The following is a 19694-nucleotide window of genomic DNA, read 5'->3' on the forward strand; positions in this document are numbered from 1 at the left end:
CTTACAGGCCTTTACCGTGACAGTTCTTATACTTCTTGCCCGATCCGCAGGGACACGGATCGTTGCGTCCGGCCTTCTTTTCGGCGTGCAGGGGCATCGGCTTCTGCCGCTCCTCCTGTCCGGCCTGGGCCGCGGCCTGCATGCGCGAAGCCTGCAACTTGTTGACGTCGACCTTGGCGCGCTCCTGCTGCTGGCGCTGCACCGCTTCGGCGTTCTGGTCGCGCACGGGAATATAGGCCTTGTTCAGGATGGCCAGCACGTCGCGGTTGACCTTGATGATCATTTTCGAGAACAGTCCGAAGGACTCGAACTTGTAGATCAGCAGCGGGTCTTTCTGCTCGTAGGTGGCGTTCTGCACGCTCTGGCGCAGGTCGTCCATCTCGCGCAGGTGTTCGCGCCATGCGTCGTCGATGGTGGTGAACATCACCACTTTCGAGAATACCTTGTAAATCTCCGCGCCGTCCGAGCTCTGGCATTTCCGCAGGTTGACCGGCACGTTGTAGCCCAGATGTCCGTCCGTCAGCGGGAAGTAGATGTTCGAATCCAGCTGGTCCTTGCGGTCCTCGTAGATGCGCTCCATGACCGGACGCACCGTGTCGGCCACGGCCTTCGCGCGGCGTGCGTAGGCTTCCTTGAGGGCCTTGACGATCGCCTCGACCAGTTCGCCGGGTTTCGCGTCCTTGTACGTCGCCTCGTCGATCTGCGGCTCCACGGCCACCTCGCGGATCAGCTCCATGCGGAAATCCTCGAATTCGATGCCGCGGTTCTCCTCCACGAAGTTGTCGGCGTAGTCGTACATGATGTTGTTCAGGTCGATCTCGATGCGCTCGCCGTAGAGTGCGTGGCGGCGGCGGGTGTAGATCACCTCGCGCTGCGAGTTCATCACGTCGTCGTATTCCAGCAGTCGCTTGCGGATGCCGAAGTTGTTCTCCTCGACCTTCTTCTGGGCGCGCTCGATGGCCTTGGTCATCATGCCGGCCTGAATCACCTCGCCCTCCTTCAGACCCATGCGGTCCATCATCGAAGCGATGCGGCCCGAACCGAACAGACGCATCAGGTCGTCTTCGAGCGATACGAAGAACTGCGACGATCCGGGGTCGCCCTGACGTCCGGCGCGTCCGCGCAGCTGGCGGTCGACGCGGCGGCTCTCGTGACGCTCCGTGCCGATGATCGCCAGACCTCCCGCGGCCTTCACCTCGGGCGTCAGCTTGATGTCGGTACCGCGGCCGGCCATGTTGGTCGCGATGGTCACCTGTCCCGAGCGTCCTGCCTCGGCCACGACCTGCGCCTCCAGCGCGTGCTGCTTGGCGTTCAGCACGTTGTGCCTGATGCCGCGCAGTTTGAGCATGCGGCTCAACAGCTCCGAGATCTCGACCGACGTGGTGCCGACCAGCACCGGACGTCCCGCCTCGACGAGTTTGACGATCTCCTCGATCACGGCGTTGTATTTCTCGCGCTTGGTTTTGTAGATCAGGTCCTGACGGTCGTCGCGGACCACCTTGCGGTTGGTCGGGATCACCACGACGTCCAGTTTGTAGATGCTCCAGAACTCCGACGCCTCCGTCTCGGCCGTACCGGTCATGCCGCCCAGCTTGTGGTACATGCGGAAGTAGTTCTGCAACGTGATGGTGGCGAAGGTCTGCGTCGCGGCCTCGACCTTCACGTGCTCCTTGGCCTCGATGGCCTGGTGGAGTCCGTCCGAGTAGCGGCGTCCTTCGAGGATACGGCCCGTCTGCTCGTCGACGATCTTCACCTTGTTGTCCATCACCACATACTCGATGTCCTTTTCGAACATGGCGAAGGCTTTCAGCAGCTGGATCACCGTGTGCACGCGCTCCGACTTGATCGAGTAGTCGTTGATCACCTCGTCGCGTTTCTGCGCCTTCTCCTCGGGCGTCAGGCTGCTTTTCTCCAGTTCTGCGACTTCGGCGCCGATGTCTGGCATCACGAAGAATCCGTCTTCGTTGAAGTATTTCGACAGCGCCTCGTGGCCCTTGTCCGTGAGTTCCACCGAGTTGAGTTTCTCGTCGATGACGAAGTAGAGGTCGTCGGTGATCTCGGGCATGCGGCGGTTGTTGTCCTGCATGTAGGTGTTCTCGGTCTTCTGCATCAGCGCCTTGACGCCCTGTTCCGAGAGGTATTTGATCAGCGGTTTGTACTTCGGCAGACCCTTGTGGGCGCGGTAGAGCTTCACGCCGCCCTCGTCGTTCTTGCCCTCCGAGATCAGCTGGCGCGCCTCGGCCAGCAGGGCCGTCACGAGGTTCTTTTGCAGGTTGTAGAGGCTTTCGATGGCCGGGCGGTACTGCTCGAACATCTGGTCGTCGCCCTTGGGCACGGGTCCCGAGATGATGAGCGGCGTCCGGGCGTCGTCGATCAGCACGGAGTCGACCTCGTCGACGATGGCGAAATGGTGCTTGCGCTGCACGAGGTCCTTGGGCGACGAAGCCATGTTGTCGCGCAGGTAGTCGAAGCCGTATTCGTTGTTGGTTCCGAACGTGATGTCGGCCATGTAAGCCTCGCGGCGGGCGTCGGAGTTGGGCTGCGTGTCGTCGATGCAGGCCACCGACAGTCCGTGGAACTGGTACATCGGGCCCATCCACTCGGAGTCGCGCTTGGCGAGGTAGTTGTTCACCGTCACCATGTGCACGCCCTTCTTGGCCAGCGCGTTGAGGAATACGGGGAGCGTCGCCACGAGGGTCTTGCCCTCGCCCGTCGCCATCTCGGCGATCTTGCCCTGGTGGAGCACCACGCCGCCGAACAGCTGCACGTCGTAGTGGATCATGTCCCATTTCGTGTCGTTGCCGCCGGCGAGCCAGTGTGTCGCGTAAACGGCCTTGTCGCCCTCGATGGTGACGAAATCCTTCGTCGCCGCCAGGTTGCGGTCGAAGTCGTTTGCCGTCACCACGACCGTCTCGTTCTGTGCGAAACGGCGCGCCGTATCCTTCATAATGGCGAATGCCTCGGGAAGGATCTTGTCGAGCACCTCCTCGATTTTCTCGTCGATGCGCTTGGTCGTTTCGTCGATCTCCTTCGAAATTTTCTCTTTCTCTTCGAGCTGCGTTTCGGGCTTTTCGAGTATGGCTTTCAGCTCGACGATGCGGGCCTCGTCCGCGGCGATGAAGTCGGCGATCTGCTTTTTCAGCGCTTCGCTGTGCGCGCGCAGCTCGTCGTTGGTGAGTTTCTCGATCGAGGGGTAGACGGCCTTGATCTTCTCCAGATAAGGCTCGATCTGCTTGCGGTCCTTGTCGGCTTTCGAGCCGAAGAGGGCTTTGATTATACTTGCAACTATATCCATAATGCGTTTATTGTTTTCTCGGTTCGGGTTCTAAATCTTACAAAGATACTCATTTTTTGCGATTTGTCAATCTTCGGCGAGGCTTTTTGCGATCCGCCGTCCGACGGGACACTCCGCGCAGCGGCGTGCGGCGCAGTATTCGGTGGCCAGTTGCAGCAGGGCCTGCGATTCGAAGGCGTTGCGCGGACGCACGCCGGCGGCCTGCCATGCGCGCATGTAGCGGTTGTCTTCGGCCGGCAGGCGTTCGAGGAGCGTCAGGGCGCTGTCGCGCAAACGTTCGCTGCCGGTGTAGCTTCCGTAGGCGAATTGCAGGACGGCGACGAGGTTGATTCCGATGATGTTGGCCTTGAACGCCCCGATGCGCTTGGGACTTTCGTCGCTCTCGGCGCCGGGGACGTGGTGCGTGCGCCAGTAGGAGGGCGCTTCGATGCAGAAAAGCCGCCGGACGTCCTCCTCCGTGCGGCAGGCCATGGCGCGTTCCATGATGAACTCGTCCTGCGCGAAGAACTCCGCGGCCTGCGCCAGCCGCAGCACGGGGTGGTTGGCCGGACGAATCTCCGTGAGCGCCCACTCCGAAGCGTCCGTCGCCTCGATCCCGTATTTGGCCGCGAGGTACTCGAAACTGCGCCGCAGATCGAGCGTGTAGGCGTCGCCGCGGTAGAGTTCCAGAAGCCCCGAGGCGCCGAGAAGCATCGCTTCGACGGCATGCGGGGCGAGCCGTTCGCGCAGCACGATTTTGTAGGGGACCTTCCGGGCCAGCCGCAGGAAGGCTTCCTGATTCTGACGGTCGCCCAGCGTGCGGAAATAGAGCAGGTAGAAAGTCTGGTTCCAGTTCCCGTCGGCTTCGCCGTGCAGGGTTTCGACCGTGCGCATTTTCCGTTGCAGGCGGTCGAAGATCAGCGCCGTGCAGATTTCGGTGCGTTGCAGTCCGTCGAGCGCGGCCAGATAACCGCCGCAGGCGTAAGTCCCGGCCCCGGCCCGCAGCCGTTCGATCGTCCGTGCCTCCGCCTCCGTCATATCAGAACAGGTTGAGTTCCAGCAGGGCCTCTTCGGACATCATGCTCTTGTCCCACACGGGGTCGAACGTGAGGATGACGTTCACCGATTTCACGCCCTTGACCTTGCCGACCTGTATGTTCACGTCCTCGACCAGCATGTCGGCCATCGGGCAGTTGGGGGCCGTGAGCGTCATGCGGATCGTCGCCACGCCGTCGGGCGTGTAGTCGATTTCGTAGATCAGCCCCAGGTCGTAGATGTTGACCGGGATTTCCGGGTCGTATATGTTCTTGAGGGTCGCGACGATGTCCTTTTCCACCTCAAGTATTTCGTCAGGTGACATACCCTAATTGTGAATTATGAATTGTGAATTATGAATTGCTTTTGGCCTGAAAAGCCAAAGCGTACAACCGCATCTGCTTGACCATCGCCGCCAGGCCGTTGGCCCGCGTGGGCGAGAGGTTGGCCGCAAGTCCGATGGCGTCGATGAAATAGAGTTCCGTATCGAGAATCTCCTGCGGCGTGCGCCCGTTCAGCACGCGGATCAATAACGCGATGATGCCCTTGGTTATTATGGCGTCGCTGTCGGCCGCGTAGTACACCCGGCCGTCCTCCAGTTTCGCATCCACCCACACCCGCGACTGGCAGCCCTCGATCAGGTACCGTTCGGTGCGGTGTTCCGGGGCGATGGCCGGGAGCGTCTCGCTCAGGCCGATCAGGTAGTCGTATTTGTCGAGCCAGTCGTCGAATACGGAAAACTCTTCGATGATTTCGTCTTGTATGCTATCCATGGTATAACGTTTTTTTTATGGTCGTTTCTCTTCCGTGCGTCGTTGTCGCCGCCCGTGGCGTCGTTTGCCGGTCTGACTCCCCCGGCTAAAAGCCGGGCTTTAAAGGCGATGCCCGAATGCTGGACATCGGGTCCTATCCTGCGCTTCCACCTGTTAAAAGCCGTTTCTTAAACGGCCTTGGGAGGGACTTGTCGCATGCGACCGGGTTTCGGTCGGAATTACGCCTCGTTCACTCTGCAATTTCCTCTAAAACTCCGCCCTCCGATGCCGCCGGTTCGCGAATGCCCGCCAGACGCGCCAGCGTCGGAGCCACGGCCGTCATGTCCACGCGGCGGTTGACCCGCTGCATGCCTGCGCCCTTGCCGTAGAAGACCAGCGGCACTTCGGTGTCGTAGCCGTACATCGACCCCGACATCGACCAGCAGCGTTCCTGCTCCTCGATCCAGCCGGGCATCAGGTTCAGAATCACGTCGCCCGAACGGCGGGGATAGAAACTGTTCTGCATCCGGCGTGCATAGCCGCTGCCGAAATAGCTCGTGCGCATGGCCGTGGCGGCCAGCGCGTGGGAGATGCCGCTGAACTGCATGGCGAAGATGGCCACCTCGTTCTGCACCTCGGCGAGGTTCAATCCCCGCTCGTAGATCAGGTTGTGGTTGAGCCACAGGCACTTGTCGCTGTAATCCACCACCCAGTCGCCTACGCCGTAGCGGACGTTCAGGAATCCGTTGACGATCACTTCGAACTGCCGCGGGTTGAAGCGGTCGGCCTCCTCGGCCCCGGCGTCGAACGCAGGGCTGGTTCCGTGGTCGGAGGTGAGCACCACCGTCACGCTGCCGTCCTTGACCTGTGCGAATACGAAGGTCAGGAAGTCGGCCAGGTCGCGGTCCAGGCGGTAGTACATGTCCTCGACCTCGATTGATTCGGGCCCGTAGGCCTCGCTGATGCGGCGCGGCGAGTCGAGGCAGACGTTCAGCAGGTCGGGGATCTTGTCCTCCCCGAGGCGGTATTGCGCGATGGCCTGCTTGGCCAGCCCCAGTACGGCCGTGTTGCCCGCCGGGGTGTAGAGCATGCGTTCGAAATCGCTCCGCAGTTTCAGACGCCCCGAGCCGCTTTGGTCTTTGTCTTTCTTGCTCTTTCCGCTCAGCGCGATGTCGTAGTTGCGGGTGTTGAGGTAGCGGCCGCGTTCGAGGAGCGTGCGCCACTCGCCCGAGATGTACGAAAGGTTGTAGCGTTCACGGTTGCTGCGGGCGATCCATTCGGGCACTTCGGCGGCGTAGTAGGGCGAGGTCACCCAGTCGCAGCGCGCCGAGTCGAGCCAGAACACCTCTCCGCCGTGCCCGGCCGTCACCACGGCCGAAACGGCCTCCGGGGCGATCGTGACGGCGCGGCTGCCCGGGGCGTGCCGCAACAGCGTCTCCGCGAGCGTCGGGGCGATCAGGTGGTAGGCGCCGGGACCTTTGCGGCCTGCGGTCAGTTCGACGGTCCGGTTGGTGGTGTAATCCACCCAGCGCGAGCCGATCACGCCGTGGGTCGAGGGCATGGCCCCCGTGGTGAGCGTGGCCAGCGAGACGGGCGTAGTGGTCTGCAAATAGTCGTAGCGGCTGTCGGCATAGACCGTGCCGCCCTCCGTGAGGCGGCGGAAACCGCCTTCGCCGAAGTTTTCGGCGTAGCGGTCGAGGTCTTCGCCGCGCATCGAGCCGACGACGATCTGGACGATCAGCCGGGGCTGTGCCGCGGCGCTTTGAAGCGTCCCGAGAGCGGCTATGGCATATAGAAAGAATTTTTTTGTCATCTGTGTCGTGAGTTGGCCGCAAATTTACGAATTTATTTCGAGACATCGGCGGAAATAGGCCGTTTCCGACTGAAAATCCATCTCCGGAAGTGCGGCGATCCGTTCCAGCTGACGGCGGCAGAAGGCGCGGTGCGCCTCGCCCTGCGGGTTGCGGGGGCGGTGGGCGGCCGCTGCGACGATGGCTTCGGCCTCCGGAAGCAGGCGCAGGGCTTCGTCCGTCAGGACCGCCGGGGCGAATTTCTCCCAGACGTAGGCCACGGCCTGCGGCGCGGGGTGCACCAGGTCGTCGGCGTAGAAGCGGTAGTCGCGCAGGTCGTCGGTAAGTATTTCGAACGCAGGGAAATACGCCGAGCACTTGAACCTTTCCGTCAGCTGCTCGGCGGCCAGCCGCAGCGTCGCCTTGCTCACGGCGTTGCCCGCCAGGGTGTCGCCTGTATGCCGTACCGGGCTGACCGTCAGGATGATCTGCTTTCCGGCGAGCGGCCCTTCGATCAGCTCCGCGAACGTCTCGACGATCTCCTCCACCGAAAGCCGTCTTCTGGAAAATTCCGCGGCGGGCCGGCGGTGGCAGTTGGCGACCGCTTCGCCCTGACGCTCGTAGACCCATGCCGTGCCGAAGGTGAGGACGATGCGGTCGGCCGTGCGGAGTGCGTCGGCCCCGGTCTGCCGCGCGGCGTTCATTTTTTGCAGGGCTTCGTCGGCCGTCGGGGCCGAGAAGTCGCCGTGGAACCCGAAATGGTGCCACACCTCGCCGTCGAACCCCAGCTCCCCGCGCGTCACGGGCGCCGGGTCGGCATAACTGCGGATCGCCGCGGCGATGGAGAGCGGATTGAAAAGGATGCCCGAGGGGTTTTCCGCCACCCGGAATTTGGCGCCGGCGAGTTTTCGGGCGATGTGCGCGGCGAAGCACGACCCGAGCGCGAGCACCCGGTTTTCGTAGCTGATTTTCACCCCGAGGGATGTAATTTCGATTTCGGTGCGGAATTTCATGGCGTACAAATGTACAAAATTTCTTACCTTTGTTCTATGATTCTGAAAGCAAACTGCAAAATAAATCTGGGTCTCGACATCCTGCGCCGTCGTGCGGACGGGTTTCACGATCTGGAAACCGTCATGTTCCCCGTTGCGGGCCTTTATGACGAGGTGGAGGTGGTGCGCACCGCTGCGCCCGGCGCGGAGTTCCGCGCCGAAGGGCTGGCCGTGGACTGCGCTCCCGAAGAAAACATCTGTCTCAAAGCCTTCCGGCTGATGCAGCGGCATTACGGCGTGGACGGGGTGGCTATCCGCCTCGGCAAGCGCGTGCCCTTCGGCGCGGGGCTGGGCGGGGGATCGTCCGACGGCACGGCGGTGTTGCTGGCTGTCAACGAGCTGTTTGCATTGGGGCTGTCCGACGCGGAGCTGATCGCCCGGGCCGCAGAGCTGGGCAGCGACACGGCGTTTTTCGTGCGCAACACGCCGCAGTTATGTAAAGGAAGAGGTGAGGTGATGGAGCCTTTCGCGTTGAATCTGAAAGGAATGACGCTCGTCATCGTCAAGCCCGGCGAGGGGGTTTCGACCCGCGAGGCTTATGCCGGGGTGCGGCCGCGGATTCCGGAGGTGCCGCTCGCGGAGCGTCTCGGGAGGCCTGTGGCCGAGTGGCAGGGGCTGGTGACCAACGATTTCGAAGAGCATATCTTCGCCGCGCATCCGGCCATCCGTGCCGCCAAAGAGCGCCTGCTGGCCGAAGGGGCCGTTTACGCCTCGATGTCGGGCAGCGGCTCGGCGGTTTTCGGACTCTTCGCGGGGCATGAAAAAAGCGAAAGGCTGTGCAACCTTTCGCCTTTCGTATTCGGTCTGTAAACCGCTGCGCCGGGGCTTCCGGCGGCGGTTTCCTGCTATTTTGCCGGAAGCGAATCCGTGGGCTGCCGCGCCGTTTCGGTCCCGTTAGTTGCGTCCCCGTCCGCTTCAGCCTTATCAGTTTCGGTTCCGTCCGCTTTGGTCCCGTCGGTTTCGCGCCCCTCGTTGAGGGTGTCGGCGATGCCGTCGGCAACGTGCTGCAAGGGGCCTGCTTCCGCCGTTTCCGGCTCTTCGGAGCAGGCGGCTCTATTTGCAGCCCGCCACGGGCATCTTGGCGATGCGCGCGATATGGCGTCCGCCTTCGAACTCGGCGGCGAAGTAGGCGTCGAGCATCTTGACGGCTTCGTCGTTGGTGATGAAACGCGCCGGGAAGACGATGATGTTCGCGTCGTTGTGGCGGCGGATCAGCGACGCGATCTCGGTGTCCCAGCAGAGACCCGCGCGGATGCCCTGATGTTTGTTGAGCGTCATGGTCATCCCTTCGCCCGAACCGCAGAGCGCGACGCCGCGTTCCAGTTCGCCGTTTTCGATCGCTTCGGCCAGCGGGTGGGCGAAGTCGGCGTAGTCGACGCTCTCGGGCGAGTGGGCGCCGAAATCGAGCACCTCATAGCCCATGGCGTTGAGGTAACCCACCAGGAATTCTTTCATTTCATAGCCGGCGTGGTCGCTGGCGATACCTATTTTCTTCATCGTATTTCGGTTTATTCGTGTTCGGCATTACAAAGATACAAAAAAACGGGCGGTTGTCAAACCGGATTGCATGCTGCCCGGCACGGTAAGACATTCCGACTCCGAAAAGGAGCGTTGCGGTCCCGGCACCAAAGATAAACAAAAATCGTGTCGCACGGCATTTCCCGGTCCCGAATTTGTGTTATTTTTGCACCGTGAAGATTTTTCTCGCCATACTGGGCTGCGCGGCGTTCGTGCTGGGTGTCGTCGGCATCTTCGTGCCGCTGCTGCCCACGACGCCGTTCCTGCTGCTGGCCGCGGCCCTCTGGGTTCGCTCCTCGCCGCGGCTCTACGAGTGGCTTCTGGCGCACCGCTGTTTCGGCGGGTATATCCGCAACTTCCGCGAAAACCGCGCCATACCGCTGCGCGCCAAGGTCGTTTCCATAGCCCTAATGTGGGGCACGATGCTCTACTGCATCTTCGGACTGCTCGACGGGAGATGGTGGGCGCAGGTCGGCCTGCTGGCCGTGGCCGTCGGCGTCACGTGGCACATCCTCTCGTTCGCAACGCTGCGCAAGTGATTTCCCGGCTTAAAAAGCCGGTTTTAGAGGGCGGAGGCGGGACGGTTCGTTTCCGGTCCGGGTCTGCGCAGTCCCCGGTTCATTTATCCGGTATTCCTTCGGAAACCTTTTCCTCGCTCGAAATCAGCTTCGTCAGGCGGTATTTCACCTCGTAGTCGCCCTTCGCGTCGTCGTATTCGGCGACGGGACGGATGAGGAGCCGGGCCTCGAAGCCCGGTTCGAAATCGAAGCCCTCGATCTCCCACGGGAACGGCTCCCACTGCGGGTCGGTGTAGCGCATGTCCTTGATCCAATAACCGCTCGTTGCCGGACTGTCGGCGCGCCGGGAGGCGATGGTGACCTCGAACTCCGGACTGAATTGCAGCGGATCGACATCCGACTGCATCGGCGTGCGCGAGATCGGCTTTTCCATCGTGTAGCGGTATCCGGGGCCGTCGGCCGGGGGATTGGGGATGGGGTCGATGCGGACGAGCATCTCGGTCTGATACCCTTTTTCGAACGTGAAGCCCTCGATGTGTGCCGTGGATATTTTCCACCCGGCATTCGGGCTTGTTTTGACGATGTAGGCGGGGACGTGGCCGAAGCCCATGAAGATGCCGGCGACGCCCTTTTCGGAAGCCACGGTCCAGGTTTCGATGCGCGATTCGTCGTCGTCGCAACTGCCGAACCCGAGCGGCAGCAGGAGCAGCAGGAAGCGAAGTTTTTTCATAGGAGCAGATGTTTCCCGTAAAACGGAGCCAACGCCCTGATACTGCATGGTCTGGCACAAAAAAACGGACCGGAGTCCGTTTTTTCGTATAGTCGGGTCGCGTGCGCTCGATAAGAACGCGGACGGGTTATTTCGCCGCGCGTTTGCGGTCGTTCTCGTCGAGCAGGATTTTGCGCAGGCGCATCGAGTGCGGCGTGACCTCGACATACTCGTCGCCCTGGATGTATTCGAGCGCCTCTTCGAGCGTGAAGACCTTCGGAGGCGCGATCGACGTCTTGTCGTCCGATCCCGAAGCGCGCATGTTCGTGAGCTGCTTGGCCTTGGTGACGTTGACCGTGATGTCGTTCTGGCGCGTGTGCTCGCCGATGACCTGTCCGGCGTAGACCTGCTCCATCGGGCTGATGAAGAAGCGGCCGCGGTCCTGCAACTTGTCGATCGAATAGGCGTAGGCCGTGCCGGTCTCGCCCGAGATGATCGAACCGTTGGTGCGCATCTCGATCTCGCCGACCCACGGTTCGAACCCTTTCAGGCGGTGTGTCATAATGGCTTCGCCGGCCGTGGCGGTCAACATGTTCGACCGCAGGCCGATGATGCCGCGCGAGGGAATGTCGAATTCCAGGCGCGTGCGTTCGCCGTCGGAGGCCATGTTCGTCAGCGTGCCCTTGCGGCGCGTCGTGAGGTCGATCACCGTGCCCGAGTACTCCTCCGGGCAGTCGACGGTCATCTCCTCGATCGGCTCGCACTTCTTGCCGTCGATCTCCTTGACGATGACGTGGGGCTGGCCCACCTGTAACTCGTAGCCCTCGCGGCGCATGGTCTCGATCAGCACCGAGAGGTGCAGCACGCCGCGCCCGAAGACGTTGAACGAGTCGGCCGAAGGGCCGGGCGTCACGCGCAGGGCGAGGTTCTTCTCCAGCTCGCGGTCGAGCCGCTCCTTGATGTGGCGCGAGGTGACGTATTTGCCGTCCTTGCCGAAGAAGGGCGAGTTGTTGATCGTGAAGAGCATCGACATCGTGGGTTCGTCGATGGCGATGGGGGGCAGCGGTTCGGGATTCTCGTAGTCGCAGACCGTGTCGCCAATTTCGAAGCCGTCGATGCCCATGATGGCGCAGATCTCGCCGCAGGGAACCTCCTCGACCTTCTTCTTGCCGAGGCCCTCGAAAACCATCAGCTCCTTGATCCGGGTTTTCTGCATCGTCACGCCGTCGCGCTTGGCGAGGGTCACCATCTGGCCCGCCTTGAGCGAGCCGCGCGTGACCTTGCCCACGGCGATACGGCCCGTGTAGGCCGAATATTCGAGCGACGTGATGAGCATCTGGGGCGTGCCCCCGACGATTTTCGGCTCGGGGATCTCGTCGATGATGGCGTCGAGCAGCGGAACGATCGAGTCGGTCGGCTCGTTCCATTTGTGCGACATCCAGCCCTGCTTGGCCGAGCCGTAGATGGTCTTGTAGTCGAGCTGCTCCTCGGTGGCGTCGAGCGAGAACATCAGGTCGAAAACCTGCTCGTTGACCACCTCGGGACGGCAGTTGGGCTTGTCGACCTTGTTGATGACCACGATGGGCTTCTTGCCCAGCGCAAGGGCCTTCTGAAGCACGAAACGCGTCTGCGGCATCGTGCCCTCGAAGGCGTCGACCAGCAGCAGCACGCCGTCGCACATGTTCAGCACGCGCTCGACCTCGCCGCCGAAGTCGGCGTGGCCCGGGGTGTCGATGATGTTGATTTTGTAGTCCTTGTAGATGACCGAAACGTTTTTCGAGAGGATCGTGATGCCGCGTTCGCGTTCCAGGTCGTTGTTGTCCAGTATGAGTTCGCCGGCCGGCTTGGCGTTGTCGCGGAGGATGTGCCCCGCCAGAATCATTTTGTCGACGAGCGTCGTCTTGCCGTGGTCGACGTGGGCAATAATCGCAATATTGCGCAGTTTTTGCATAAAAGTATATTTTGTGCTGCAAAGGTAACAAATTCTCGGGAAATTATACTAAATTTGCTTGTTTCTCAAAATTCTTAAAAAAGTTAAATAATGAAACCTGCCTTCAACGTTCGCCAACAGAGCGAAATTTTCATAGGCCCGCTGGCCGACATTCTCTCCGGGGTGCTCCCCGAAGGGCGCGTGGTGGTGGTCTCCGACTCCACGATCGACCGGCTGTACCATTCGGTGCTGGCGCAGTACGACACCGTGCTGATCGGCCTGGGCGAGAGCGTCAAGACGATGCAGACCGTCGAGATGATCTACCGCCGTTTCATCGAGCTGGGCGTGGACCGTTCGACCTTCGTGCTGGCGGTCGGGGGCGGCATCGTCACCGACGTGGCGGGATTCGCCGCATCGACCTACATGCGCGGCGTGAAATTCGGATTCGTCTCGACGACGCTGCTGGGGCAGGTCGACGCTTCGGTGGGCGGCAAGAACGGCGTGAACGTCGACGGCTACAAGAACATGGCCGGGACCTTCACGCAGCCGCAGTTCGTCATCTGCGATCCCGCGCTGCTGCGCACGCTGCCCGAGCGGGAGTTCCGGGCCGGGCTGGCCGAGGTGGTCAAGGCGGCGATCATCGCCGACGCCGATCTGTTCGGACGCATCGAGCGGACGACCTTCGAGGCGTTGCGCACGGATACCGATCTGTTGTCGGACGCCGTTTCGGCGGCGATCCGCGTCAAGGCCGACATCGTCGAGCGCGACGAACGCGAGTCGGGCGACCGCCGCAAGCTGAACCTCGGGCACACGCTGGCGCATGCCATCGAGAAGGCCTCCAACCGCATGAACCACGGCGAGGCCGTGGCGGTGGGAACGGTGCTGATCGCCGGGGCGGCGGTGAAGCTGGGTGCGCTGACGCAGGCCGACTGCGACCGGATCGTGAATGTGCTGACGGCGCTGGGCTTCGACCTGACGCCGCCCGTGGAGGTGAAACGCCTGCTGAAAGAGGTCGGCAAGGACAAGAAAAACGAAGACGGCATGCTGCGGATCGTACTGCCGGTCGGGATCGGCGACTGCGAGGTGCGGCCGATGACGATGGATGCCTTCGCGGCGTTGTTTTAGAGTTGGTTCCGGCGCTTTCGGTACAGAGAGGGTCGGGTGTGCGGTCGATACAAAAAATCCGGTCGAATCATTCGACCGGATTTTGCTTATTCCTGATAGCGTTTCCGCAGACTCTCGGCATAGGTGTCCCAGTCTGCGATCGGTTGTTTGGCGACGCCCGATTCGACGGCGGCCTTCGCAACGGCGGGGGCGACGGTGCACAGCAGGCGCGGATCGAGCGGCTTGGGGATCAGGTAGGTGCGCCCGAATTCGAGCTTCTCGACCCCGTAGGCGCGCAGGACCATGGTCGGAACCGGCTGGCGGGTCAGTTCGGCCAGCGCATGCGCCGCGGCGAGTTTCATCTCCTCGTTGATCTTCGTGGCCCGCACGTCGAGCGCACCCCGGAAGATGTAGGGGAACCCCAACACGTTGTTGACCTGGTTCGGGTAGTCCGAACGGCCCGTGGCGAAGATGATGTCGGGGCGCGAGAGCATCGCGGTATCGTAGGCGATTTCGGGATCGGGGTTGGCGAGGGCCATGACGATCGGGTTGCCGGACATCGTGCGCAGCATCTCGGGCGTCAGCGTGTCGGCCTTCGAGACGCCCAGGAACACGTCGGCGTCGTGCAGCGCCTCGGCCAGCGTCGTGATGCGCCGCGTGGTGGCGAATTCGCGCTTCATCGGGTTGATGTCCTCGCGGTAGACCGTGACCGCTCCATGGCTGTCGCAAAGCACCATGTTCTCGCGGCGGATGCCGAGCTCCACGAACAGGCGCGCGCAGGCGATGGCGGCGGCTCCGGCGCCGTTGACCACGACGCGCATTTTGTCCAGCTCCTTGCCGGCGATCTTCGCGCCGTTCAGAAGCGCCGCCGAGGAGATGATCGCCGTGCCGTGCTGGTCGTCGTGCATCAGGGGAATGTCCAGCTCCTCGCGCAGGCGGGTCTCGATCTCGAAACACTCCGGGGCCTTGATGTCTTCGAGGTTGATGCCTCCGAAGGTGGGAGCGATGGCTTTCACCGTGCGGATGAACTCCTCGGGATCGGTCGTGTCGACCTCGATGTCGAAGGCGTCGATGCCTGCATAGGTCTTGAAGAGCATGCTTTTGCCCTCCATGACGGGCTTGGCCGCCAGGGGGCCGATGTTGCCCAGTCCGAGGACGGCCGTGCCGTTCGAGATCACGGCCACGAGGTTGCCCTTGCCCGTGTATTTGTAAACGTCGTCCGGCTCTTCGGCGATGGCCAGCGACGGAGCCGCCACGCCGGGCGAGTAGGCCAGCGACAGATCGTACTGCGTATGATAGGGTTTGGTCGGGACGATCCCGATCTTACCGGGGCGGCCTTCGCTGTGGTAGCGCAGCGCCGCGTCGTCGAGTTGCGTTTTTGTGTTCATCTCTCTCATTTTCCGTTAGTAACCTGTTAACCTCTAACGGCAAATATAACACAAAAACTGCTCCGATCTTAACAAATTTTAGAATTTTCGGAAATTTTTTTAGAAATAAAACCGCCGGCCGCTGTTGACGCCCGTCCGGGTGCGGGTGGAGCTTTGGATGCCCGGGAGTCGGCGTAGAAGGTGTAACTGACGCCGACGCCGACGCGGTAGGAGATGCGGTATTCGCAGCCGATGCCGAAATGCACGCCGAAATTGCGGATGGAGCGTTTGTCATAGTGACGGCCGAGGTGTTCCGGGCGTGTCGGCAACTCCCCGCGGTCAGAAGAGCGAAGCCTCTCCGTCGCGCGGGTGGGTGAATCCGAGGTGCTGGTAGGCCAGCGGCGTCGCCTCGCGGCCGCGGGGCGTGCGTTTGAGGAAGCCCTCCTTGATCAGGAACGGCTCGTAGACCTCCTCGATCGTTCCGGCCTCTTCGCCCACGGCCGTGGCCACGGTGTTCAGACCCACGGGACCGCCGTTGAATTTCTCGATGATCGTTCCGAGAATCTTGTTGTCCATCTGGTCCAGTCCGCGCGAGTCGATGTTCAGCGCCGCGAGGGCGATGCGCGTGATTTCCAGGTCGATGTGCCCTTCGCCCTTGACCATTGCGAAATCGCGCACGCGGCGCAGCAGGGCGTTGGCGATACGCGGCGTGCCGCGCGAACGCAGGGCCACTTCGTGGGCCGCGTCGTCGTCGATCGAGACGTCGAGGATGCGCGCCGAGCGTCGCACGATGCCCGCAAGCACCGGGGCGTCGTAGTATTCGAGGTGGCACTGGATGCCGAAACGCGCCCTGAGGGGCGAAGTCAGCAGGCCGCTGCGCGTTGTGGCGCCGATGAGCGTGAAGGGCGCCAGCTCGATCTGGATCGAGCGGGCCGAGGGGCCTTTGTCCAGCACGATGTCGATTTTATAGTCCTCCATCGCCGAGTAGAGATACTCCTCGACGATCGGGCTGAGGCGGTGGATCTCGTCGATGAAAAGCACGTCGCCCGGATTGAGGTTGGTCAGCAGGCCCGCCAGGTCGCCCGGCTTGTCGAGCACCGGCCCCGACGTGACGCGCAGCTGCGCCCCCATTTCGTTGGCGATGATGTTCGCGAGGGTCGTCTTGCCCAGTCCCGGGGGGCCGTGCAGCAGGACGTGGTCGAGCGAGTCGCCGCGCATGAGCGCCGCCTTGATGAAGATATGGAGGTTTTCGACGATCTTGTCCTGCCCGGAGAAGGTTTCCAGCTCCTGCGGGCGGATTTTGTTCTCGAATTCGAGATCGCTCTCCGTGTTGCGTACGATTGACATGATGCAAAGATAGCGATTTTCGGCAAATCTGCGCCCTCGGGGCGAAAAAACAATGCGCCGGGAGGCGGGCCGGAGGCCGGTTCGGGGCGCACGGCCGGTGTTGGAGCGCGATCCGGGGCATGGCCCGGGAAGGGCCGGCTCGCTTCGCCCGGGGGAGGCCTGCCCGCAACGCAGTTGCGGGCGGACCCCCGGGAGCTGCCGCCTGAAAACGGAGTCGAGGTTCCGGAGAACGAATCTTCCGACCACACGCGCCTCTGCGGGGCGTTGCGGCAGGACGCAAAAAATCCGGTCCGCAGAGTGGCGGACCGGAGCAGCTGCCGTGAGGGAGTGGCTACTTCTTCTGCAGCAGGTCGAGTTTGATCTCCTGGGGACCGTTTTTGTTGGTCTCGATATGCAGGACGACGCCCTTCTTGCCTTCGAGCCGTTCGGCGAGCGGCGTGAGGTCGAACGAAACGTAATAGCCGTCGGTATAGCCCTGCGTGTCGCCGCCGGGGTTGTGGCGCAACTCCAGTTGCAGGTAATCCGTTTCGGCCGCTTCGGACTGTTCGGCGCCTCCGTCACCCTTTTCGCCTTCGTCTTTCACCTCGTTGACGATCACCGTGAACGTGTGTTTCGAATTGTCCGATACGGGGTAGAGCGCATAGAAGGTCAGCCACTCTTTCGTGAGGTTGAACGTATTGCTCTGGAAGCCCGTTTTGGCGCTGCCCAGCTCTTCGAGCCGAGCCGCGTCGGTCACGATCTCCGAAGTGCCGGTGTAGATGTTTTCCACGAAATAGAGGTCGATGTTGTAATCGTAATCGGCAATGCCGTTCTGCAATGTGAACCAGATGATGACCCGCTGCGTTTTGTCGGGATCGGGCTTGTAGCCCGGGACGCGGGACTTGTTGCCGGGGTAGAGCGTCTCCCCGTTGTCGCGCTGGAAATAGTAGTCTCCGCCGTCGAGCGTGCGGACGGTGGTGATGAGCGTACGGAGCGGTTCGCCGCCGTCGTCGTCGTTGCAGGAGGTAAAAGCGGTGACAGCTATAGCTGCGATGAGGAATAAACCGAATTTTTTCATAATATCCATATTTTATGTTACCTTTCGCTCTTAAAACGTCCGGCAGGGCCGAATACTGCATGCGAAATAAATTTTTTTCACTCATGCAGTCTTTTGCCTTCCGCGGCATTTATAGAGTGTATTGAGTAATGCAAATGGAGGAACAGATACTGGCCGAAGGGTGCAGGAAAGGGGACGATATGGCCCGCAAGGAGCTGTACGACCGCTATGCAGGCCGTCTGTTGTCGATTTGCATGCGTTACGCCGGAGACCGCGCGACGGCCGAAGACCTGCTCCACGACGCTTTCCTGAAGATCTACGGGGCGTTCGACCGTTTCACCTACCGGGGAACCGGCTCGCTGCGCGCCTGGATCGAGCGGATCACGGTCAACGTGGCGCTGGAGTGGATACGCAGCCGCAGCAAGCTGGGAAGCGTGACGCTCGACGAGGGGAAGGCCGCGGCGGAGGTGGCGGAACCGGACGTGGCGGAGATGGCCCGCGTTCCGCGCGAGGTGCTGATGCGGTTCATCGGCGAGCTGCCCGAGGGTTACCGGGCGGTGTTCAACCTCTACTGCATCGAGGAGTATTCCCACCGCGACATCGCCCGGATGCTGGGAATCAACGAGAAAAGCTCCTCTTCGCAGTTGTTTCGCGCCCGGGCCATGCTGGCCCGCAGGATCAGGGCTTATTTGGAGACGCATTGAAATCGAGAGGATGCAGCTCCGGAATATCAGAAAAAGGTGGATCATCCGGCGCTGCCGGACTCACATAGAACTATGAAACAAGACAAGGATTGGATCAAAGCCATGCGGAACGCGCTTCGCGACGCCGAACTCCCGCCTCCGGCGGGGGGATGGGAGCGTTTGCAGCGCGAGTTGGGCGGTGCGGCTCCGGGGCCGGAGGTTTCCGGGACAAAACCCCGCGGGTCCGTATGGCGGATCTACCGGCCGCGGATTGCCGCCGCAGCCGCTGCCGTGCTGATCTTGGCTGTTGCGGGTGAATTTCTGCTCCGGCCGGACAAGGCGTTGGAAAATGATGGGACTGTTATCGCATCGGTGGCGGAAGACGGAGCAACCGCGGTTGCCATACCGCAGCCCGCGGAGCCGGAAACCGTACGGGACGCCCTTGCAAAGGCGGTGGGGCTGTCCCGGGAGCAGGTTGCCGGGGAGGCATCCTCCGCGGGGCGGCGGTCGCTCCTCGCTGCGGCCGCAGGGCAGCCTGCGCAGACGGCGGCTCTGAAAAATCTCCGGACGGACGGTGAGCCTGCGGTCCGGCCCGGAGAGGTTGTGGCGGCGGAAGTTTCCGGAGAGGCGGCGAAGGCGTCGTCCAGTGAAGTCGCAAAGGCGTCATCCGGTGAAGTCGCGAAGGCGTCGTCCGGAGATACTGCGAAGGCGGAGGCTTCCGGCGAAAGGGCTTCGAAGCAGGCTTCCGGGCGGCCCGCAACGCGGTCGGCGGCCGGCGCGGCCGGTCGTGCGGGGTTCTCCGACGAGCCGTTCGTAGCCTACACCAAACCGCATAAAAAGGCGTCGTTCTCCCTGTTTGCCGGCGGCGGCGTGGCGGGCGGAAACAGCGAAGGTCTGGCTCCCCGGATGCTCAACACCTCGATAAAGAACGATGCTTCGTCGGTGATCGGCAACGGCAACAGCCTGGCGCCCCTGCGCAGCAGCGGATACGGCGAGAGTTCGTTCCGCCACCACCAGCCGTTGAGCTTCGGCATCGCCGTGCGCAAGGAGTTCGCCCACGGACTGTCGCTGGAAAGCGGCGTGAACTACACCCTGCTGCGTTCGGACGTGAGGATGCAGTACACCTCGGACGACGTGGCGCAAAAACTCCATTTCATAGGGGTTCCCCTCCGCTTCAACTGGCAGTTCCTCGAGCGCGGCCGCTTCTCGTTATATATGGGTGCGGGCGGCATGGTCGAGAAATGCGTTTCGGCCCGGCTCGGCTCCGAGACCGTCGACGAACCGGGCGTGCAGTGGTCGGCGCTTGCAGCCGTGGGGGCGCAATACCGTGTAGGCGGTATGGTGGGGCTTTATTTCGAGCCTGAAGGATCGTATTACTTCACCGAAACCGGATTGCGTACGTCGCGTACGGATTCACCTCTGACGCTGACCTTGAGACTGGGCGTGCGCCTCTCTTTTTGAAGTCTGATTTTATAAATCGCACATTTATTGTATAAGAGGAGTTCGCACCGGGAGTGCGGATTCCTTTTATCGTATTACGGGCAGGCGTGTCTAAAAGTGGCATTCGGACGATTAAATA

Annotated in this window: 18 protein-coding genes; 5 read left to right on the forward strand and 13 right to left on the reverse strand. The window is 61.9% G+C overall.

Features of this window, described 5'->3' with window-relative positions:
• Window position 1: 1 nt before the first annotated feature.
• The 6 genes from secA to DWW03_RS10330 form a co-directional block, all read right to left on the reverse strand.
• Window positions 2-3295 (reverse strand): preprotein translocase subunit SecA, encoded by a 3294-nt coding sequence (gene secA / locus DWW03_RS10305; protein WP_015547230.1) that lies wholly within the window; start codon window positions 3293-3295, stop codon window positions 2-4.
• A 66-nt stretch (window positions 3296-3361) separates the two neighbouring features.
• A complete protein-coding gene (locus DWW03_RS10310) occupies window positions 3362-4312 on the reverse strand; it encodes a DUF2851 family protein (RefSeq protein WP_022062647.1) in 951 nt (316 codons plus the stop codon).
• A 1-nt stretch (window position 4313) separates the two neighbouring features.
• Window positions 4314-4634: a metal-sulfur cluster assembly factor gene (locus tag DWW03_RS10315; protein WP_022062646.1), complete on the reverse strand. Its 321-nt coding sequence runs from the start codon at window positions 4632-4634 to the stop codon at window positions 4314-4316.
• 28 nt (window positions 4635-4662) lie between these two features.
• Window positions 4663-5082: a SufE family protein gene (locus tag DWW03_RS10320; protein ID WP_015547227.1), complete on the reverse strand. Its 420-nt coding sequence runs from the start codon at window positions 5080-5082 to the stop codon at window positions 4663-4665.
• A gap of 229 nt (window positions 5083-5311) precedes the next feature.
• Entirely contained in the window at window positions 5312-6874 is a 1563-nt protein-coding gene (locus DWW03_RS10325; RefSeq protein ID WP_022062645.1) for an alkaline phosphatase family protein, read from the reverse strand.
• A gap of 24 nt (window positions 6875-6898) precedes the next feature.
• Window positions 6899-7864, reverse strand: coding sequence for a GSCFA domain-containing protein (locus DWW03_RS10330; protein WP_118406741.1), 966 nt, complete (start codon window positions 7862-7864; stop codon window positions 6899-6901).
• A gap of 36 nt (window positions 7865-7900) precedes the next feature.
• On the opposite strand from DWW03_RS10330, the gene ispE reads away from it, so the two are divergent.
• The gene (ispE, locus tag DWW03_RS10335) at window positions 7901-8713 is read left to right on the forward strand and encodes a 4-(cytidine 5'-diphospho)-2-C-methyl-D-erythritol kinase (RefSeq protein ID WP_118406733.1); all 813 of its coding nucleotides are present in this window, start codon (window positions 7901-7903) and stop codon (window positions 8711-8713) included.
• A 35-nt stretch (window positions 8714-8748) separates the two neighbouring features.
• Here ispE and DWW03_RS16620 read toward each other — a convergent pair whose 3' ends face one another.
• A complete protein-coding gene (locus DWW03_RS16620; RefSeq protein WP_181989621.1) occupies window positions 8749-8913 on the reverse strand; it encodes a hypothetical protein in 165 nt (54 codons plus the stop codon).
• Window positions 8914-8956: 43 nt separating this feature from the next.
• The gene (locus DWW03_RS10340) at window positions 8957-9400 is read right to left on the reverse strand and encodes an RpiB/LacA/LacB family sugar-phosphate isomerase (RefSeq protein WP_015547224.1); all 444 of its coding nucleotides are present in this window, start codon (window positions 9398-9400) and stop codon (window positions 8957-8959) included.
• Window positions 9401-9594: 194 nt separating this feature from the next.
• On the opposite strand from DWW03_RS10340, the gene DWW03_RS10345 reads away from it, so the two are divergent.
• On the forward strand, window positions 9595-9960 hold the full coding sequence (locus DWW03_RS10345) for a YbaN family protein (RefSeq protein ID WP_044054791.1): 366 nt from the start codon (window positions 9595-9597) through the stop codon (window positions 9958-9960).
• 79 nt (window positions 9961-10039) lie between these two features.
• Here the strand turns inward: DWW03_RS10345 and DWW03_RS10350 are convergent, their stop codons facing one another.
• Both DWW03_RS10350 and typA read right to left on the reverse strand, forming a co-directional pair.
• Window positions 10040-10669: a DUF4377 domain-containing protein gene (locus DWW03_RS10350; RefSeq protein WP_118406734.1), complete on the reverse strand. Its 630-nt coding sequence runs from the start codon at window positions 10667-10669 to the stop codon at window positions 10040-10042.
• 127 nt (window positions 10670-10796) lie between these two features.
• On the reverse strand, window positions 10797-12599 hold the full coding sequence (typA, locus tag DWW03_RS10355) for a translational GTPase TypA (protein ID WP_022062640.1): 1803 nt from the start codon (window positions 12597-12599) through the stop codon (window positions 10797-10799).
• Window positions 12600-12689: 90 nt separating this feature from the next.
• Here typA and aroB point away from each other — a divergent pair, with 90 nt between their 5' ends.
• Window positions 12690-13703, forward strand: coding sequence for a 3-dehydroquinate synthase (gene aroB, locus DWW03_RS10360; RefSeq protein WP_022062639.1), 1014 nt, complete (start codon window positions 12690-12692; stop codon window positions 13701-13703).
• 86 nt (window positions 13704-13789) lie between these two features.
• Here aroB and DWW03_RS10365 read toward each other — a convergent pair whose 3' ends face one another.
• From DWW03_RS10365 to DWW03_RS10375, 3 genes are all read right to left on the reverse strand, one after another.
• Window positions 13790-15070 carry a malic enzyme-like NAD(P)-binding protein gene (locus tag DWW03_RS10365; RefSeq protein WP_015547211.1) on the reverse strand — a complete coding sequence of 427 codons (1281 nt, stop codon included), beginning with the start codon at window positions 15068-15070 and terminating at the stop codon, window positions 13790-13792.
• A 318-nt stretch (window positions 15071-15388) separates the two neighbouring features.
• Window positions 15389-16396, reverse strand: a complete 1008-nt coding sequence (gene ruvB / locus DWW03_RS10370; protein ID WP_015547210.1) for a Holliday junction branch migration DNA helicase RuvB — start codon at window positions 16394-16396, stop codon at window positions 15389-15391.
• Window positions 16397-16727: 331 nt separating this feature from the next.
• Complete coding sequence (locus DWW03_RS10375; protein ID WP_044054411.1) at window positions 16728-17453, reverse strand: hypothetical protein; 726 nt, start codon at window positions 17451-17453, stop codon at window positions 16728-16730.
• A 134-nt stretch (window positions 17454-17587) separates the two neighbouring features.
• On the opposite strand from DWW03_RS10375, the gene DWW03_RS10380 reads away from it, so the two are divergent.
• Together DWW03_RS10380 and DWW03_RS10385 are read left to right on the forward strand one after the other, a co-directional pair.
• The gene (locus tag DWW03_RS10380) at window positions 17588-18136 is read left to right on the forward strand and encodes an RNA polymerase sigma factor (protein ID WP_015547208.1); all 549 of its coding nucleotides are present in this window, start codon (window positions 17588-17590) and stop codon (window positions 18134-18136) included.
• Between the two features lie 72 nt (window positions 18137-18208).
• Complete coding sequence (locus DWW03_RS10385; protein ID WP_118406735.1) at window positions 18209-19576, forward strand: hypothetical protein; 1368 nt, start codon at window positions 18209-18211, stop codon at window positions 19574-19576.
• The last annotated feature ends 118 nt before the right edge of the window (window positions 19577-19694 follow it).

Source organism: Alistipes sp. AF14-19 (assembly GCF_003461645.1).
Lineage (GTDB): Bacteria > Bacteroidota > Bacteroidia > Bacteroidales > Rikenellaceae > Alistipes > Alistipes shahii.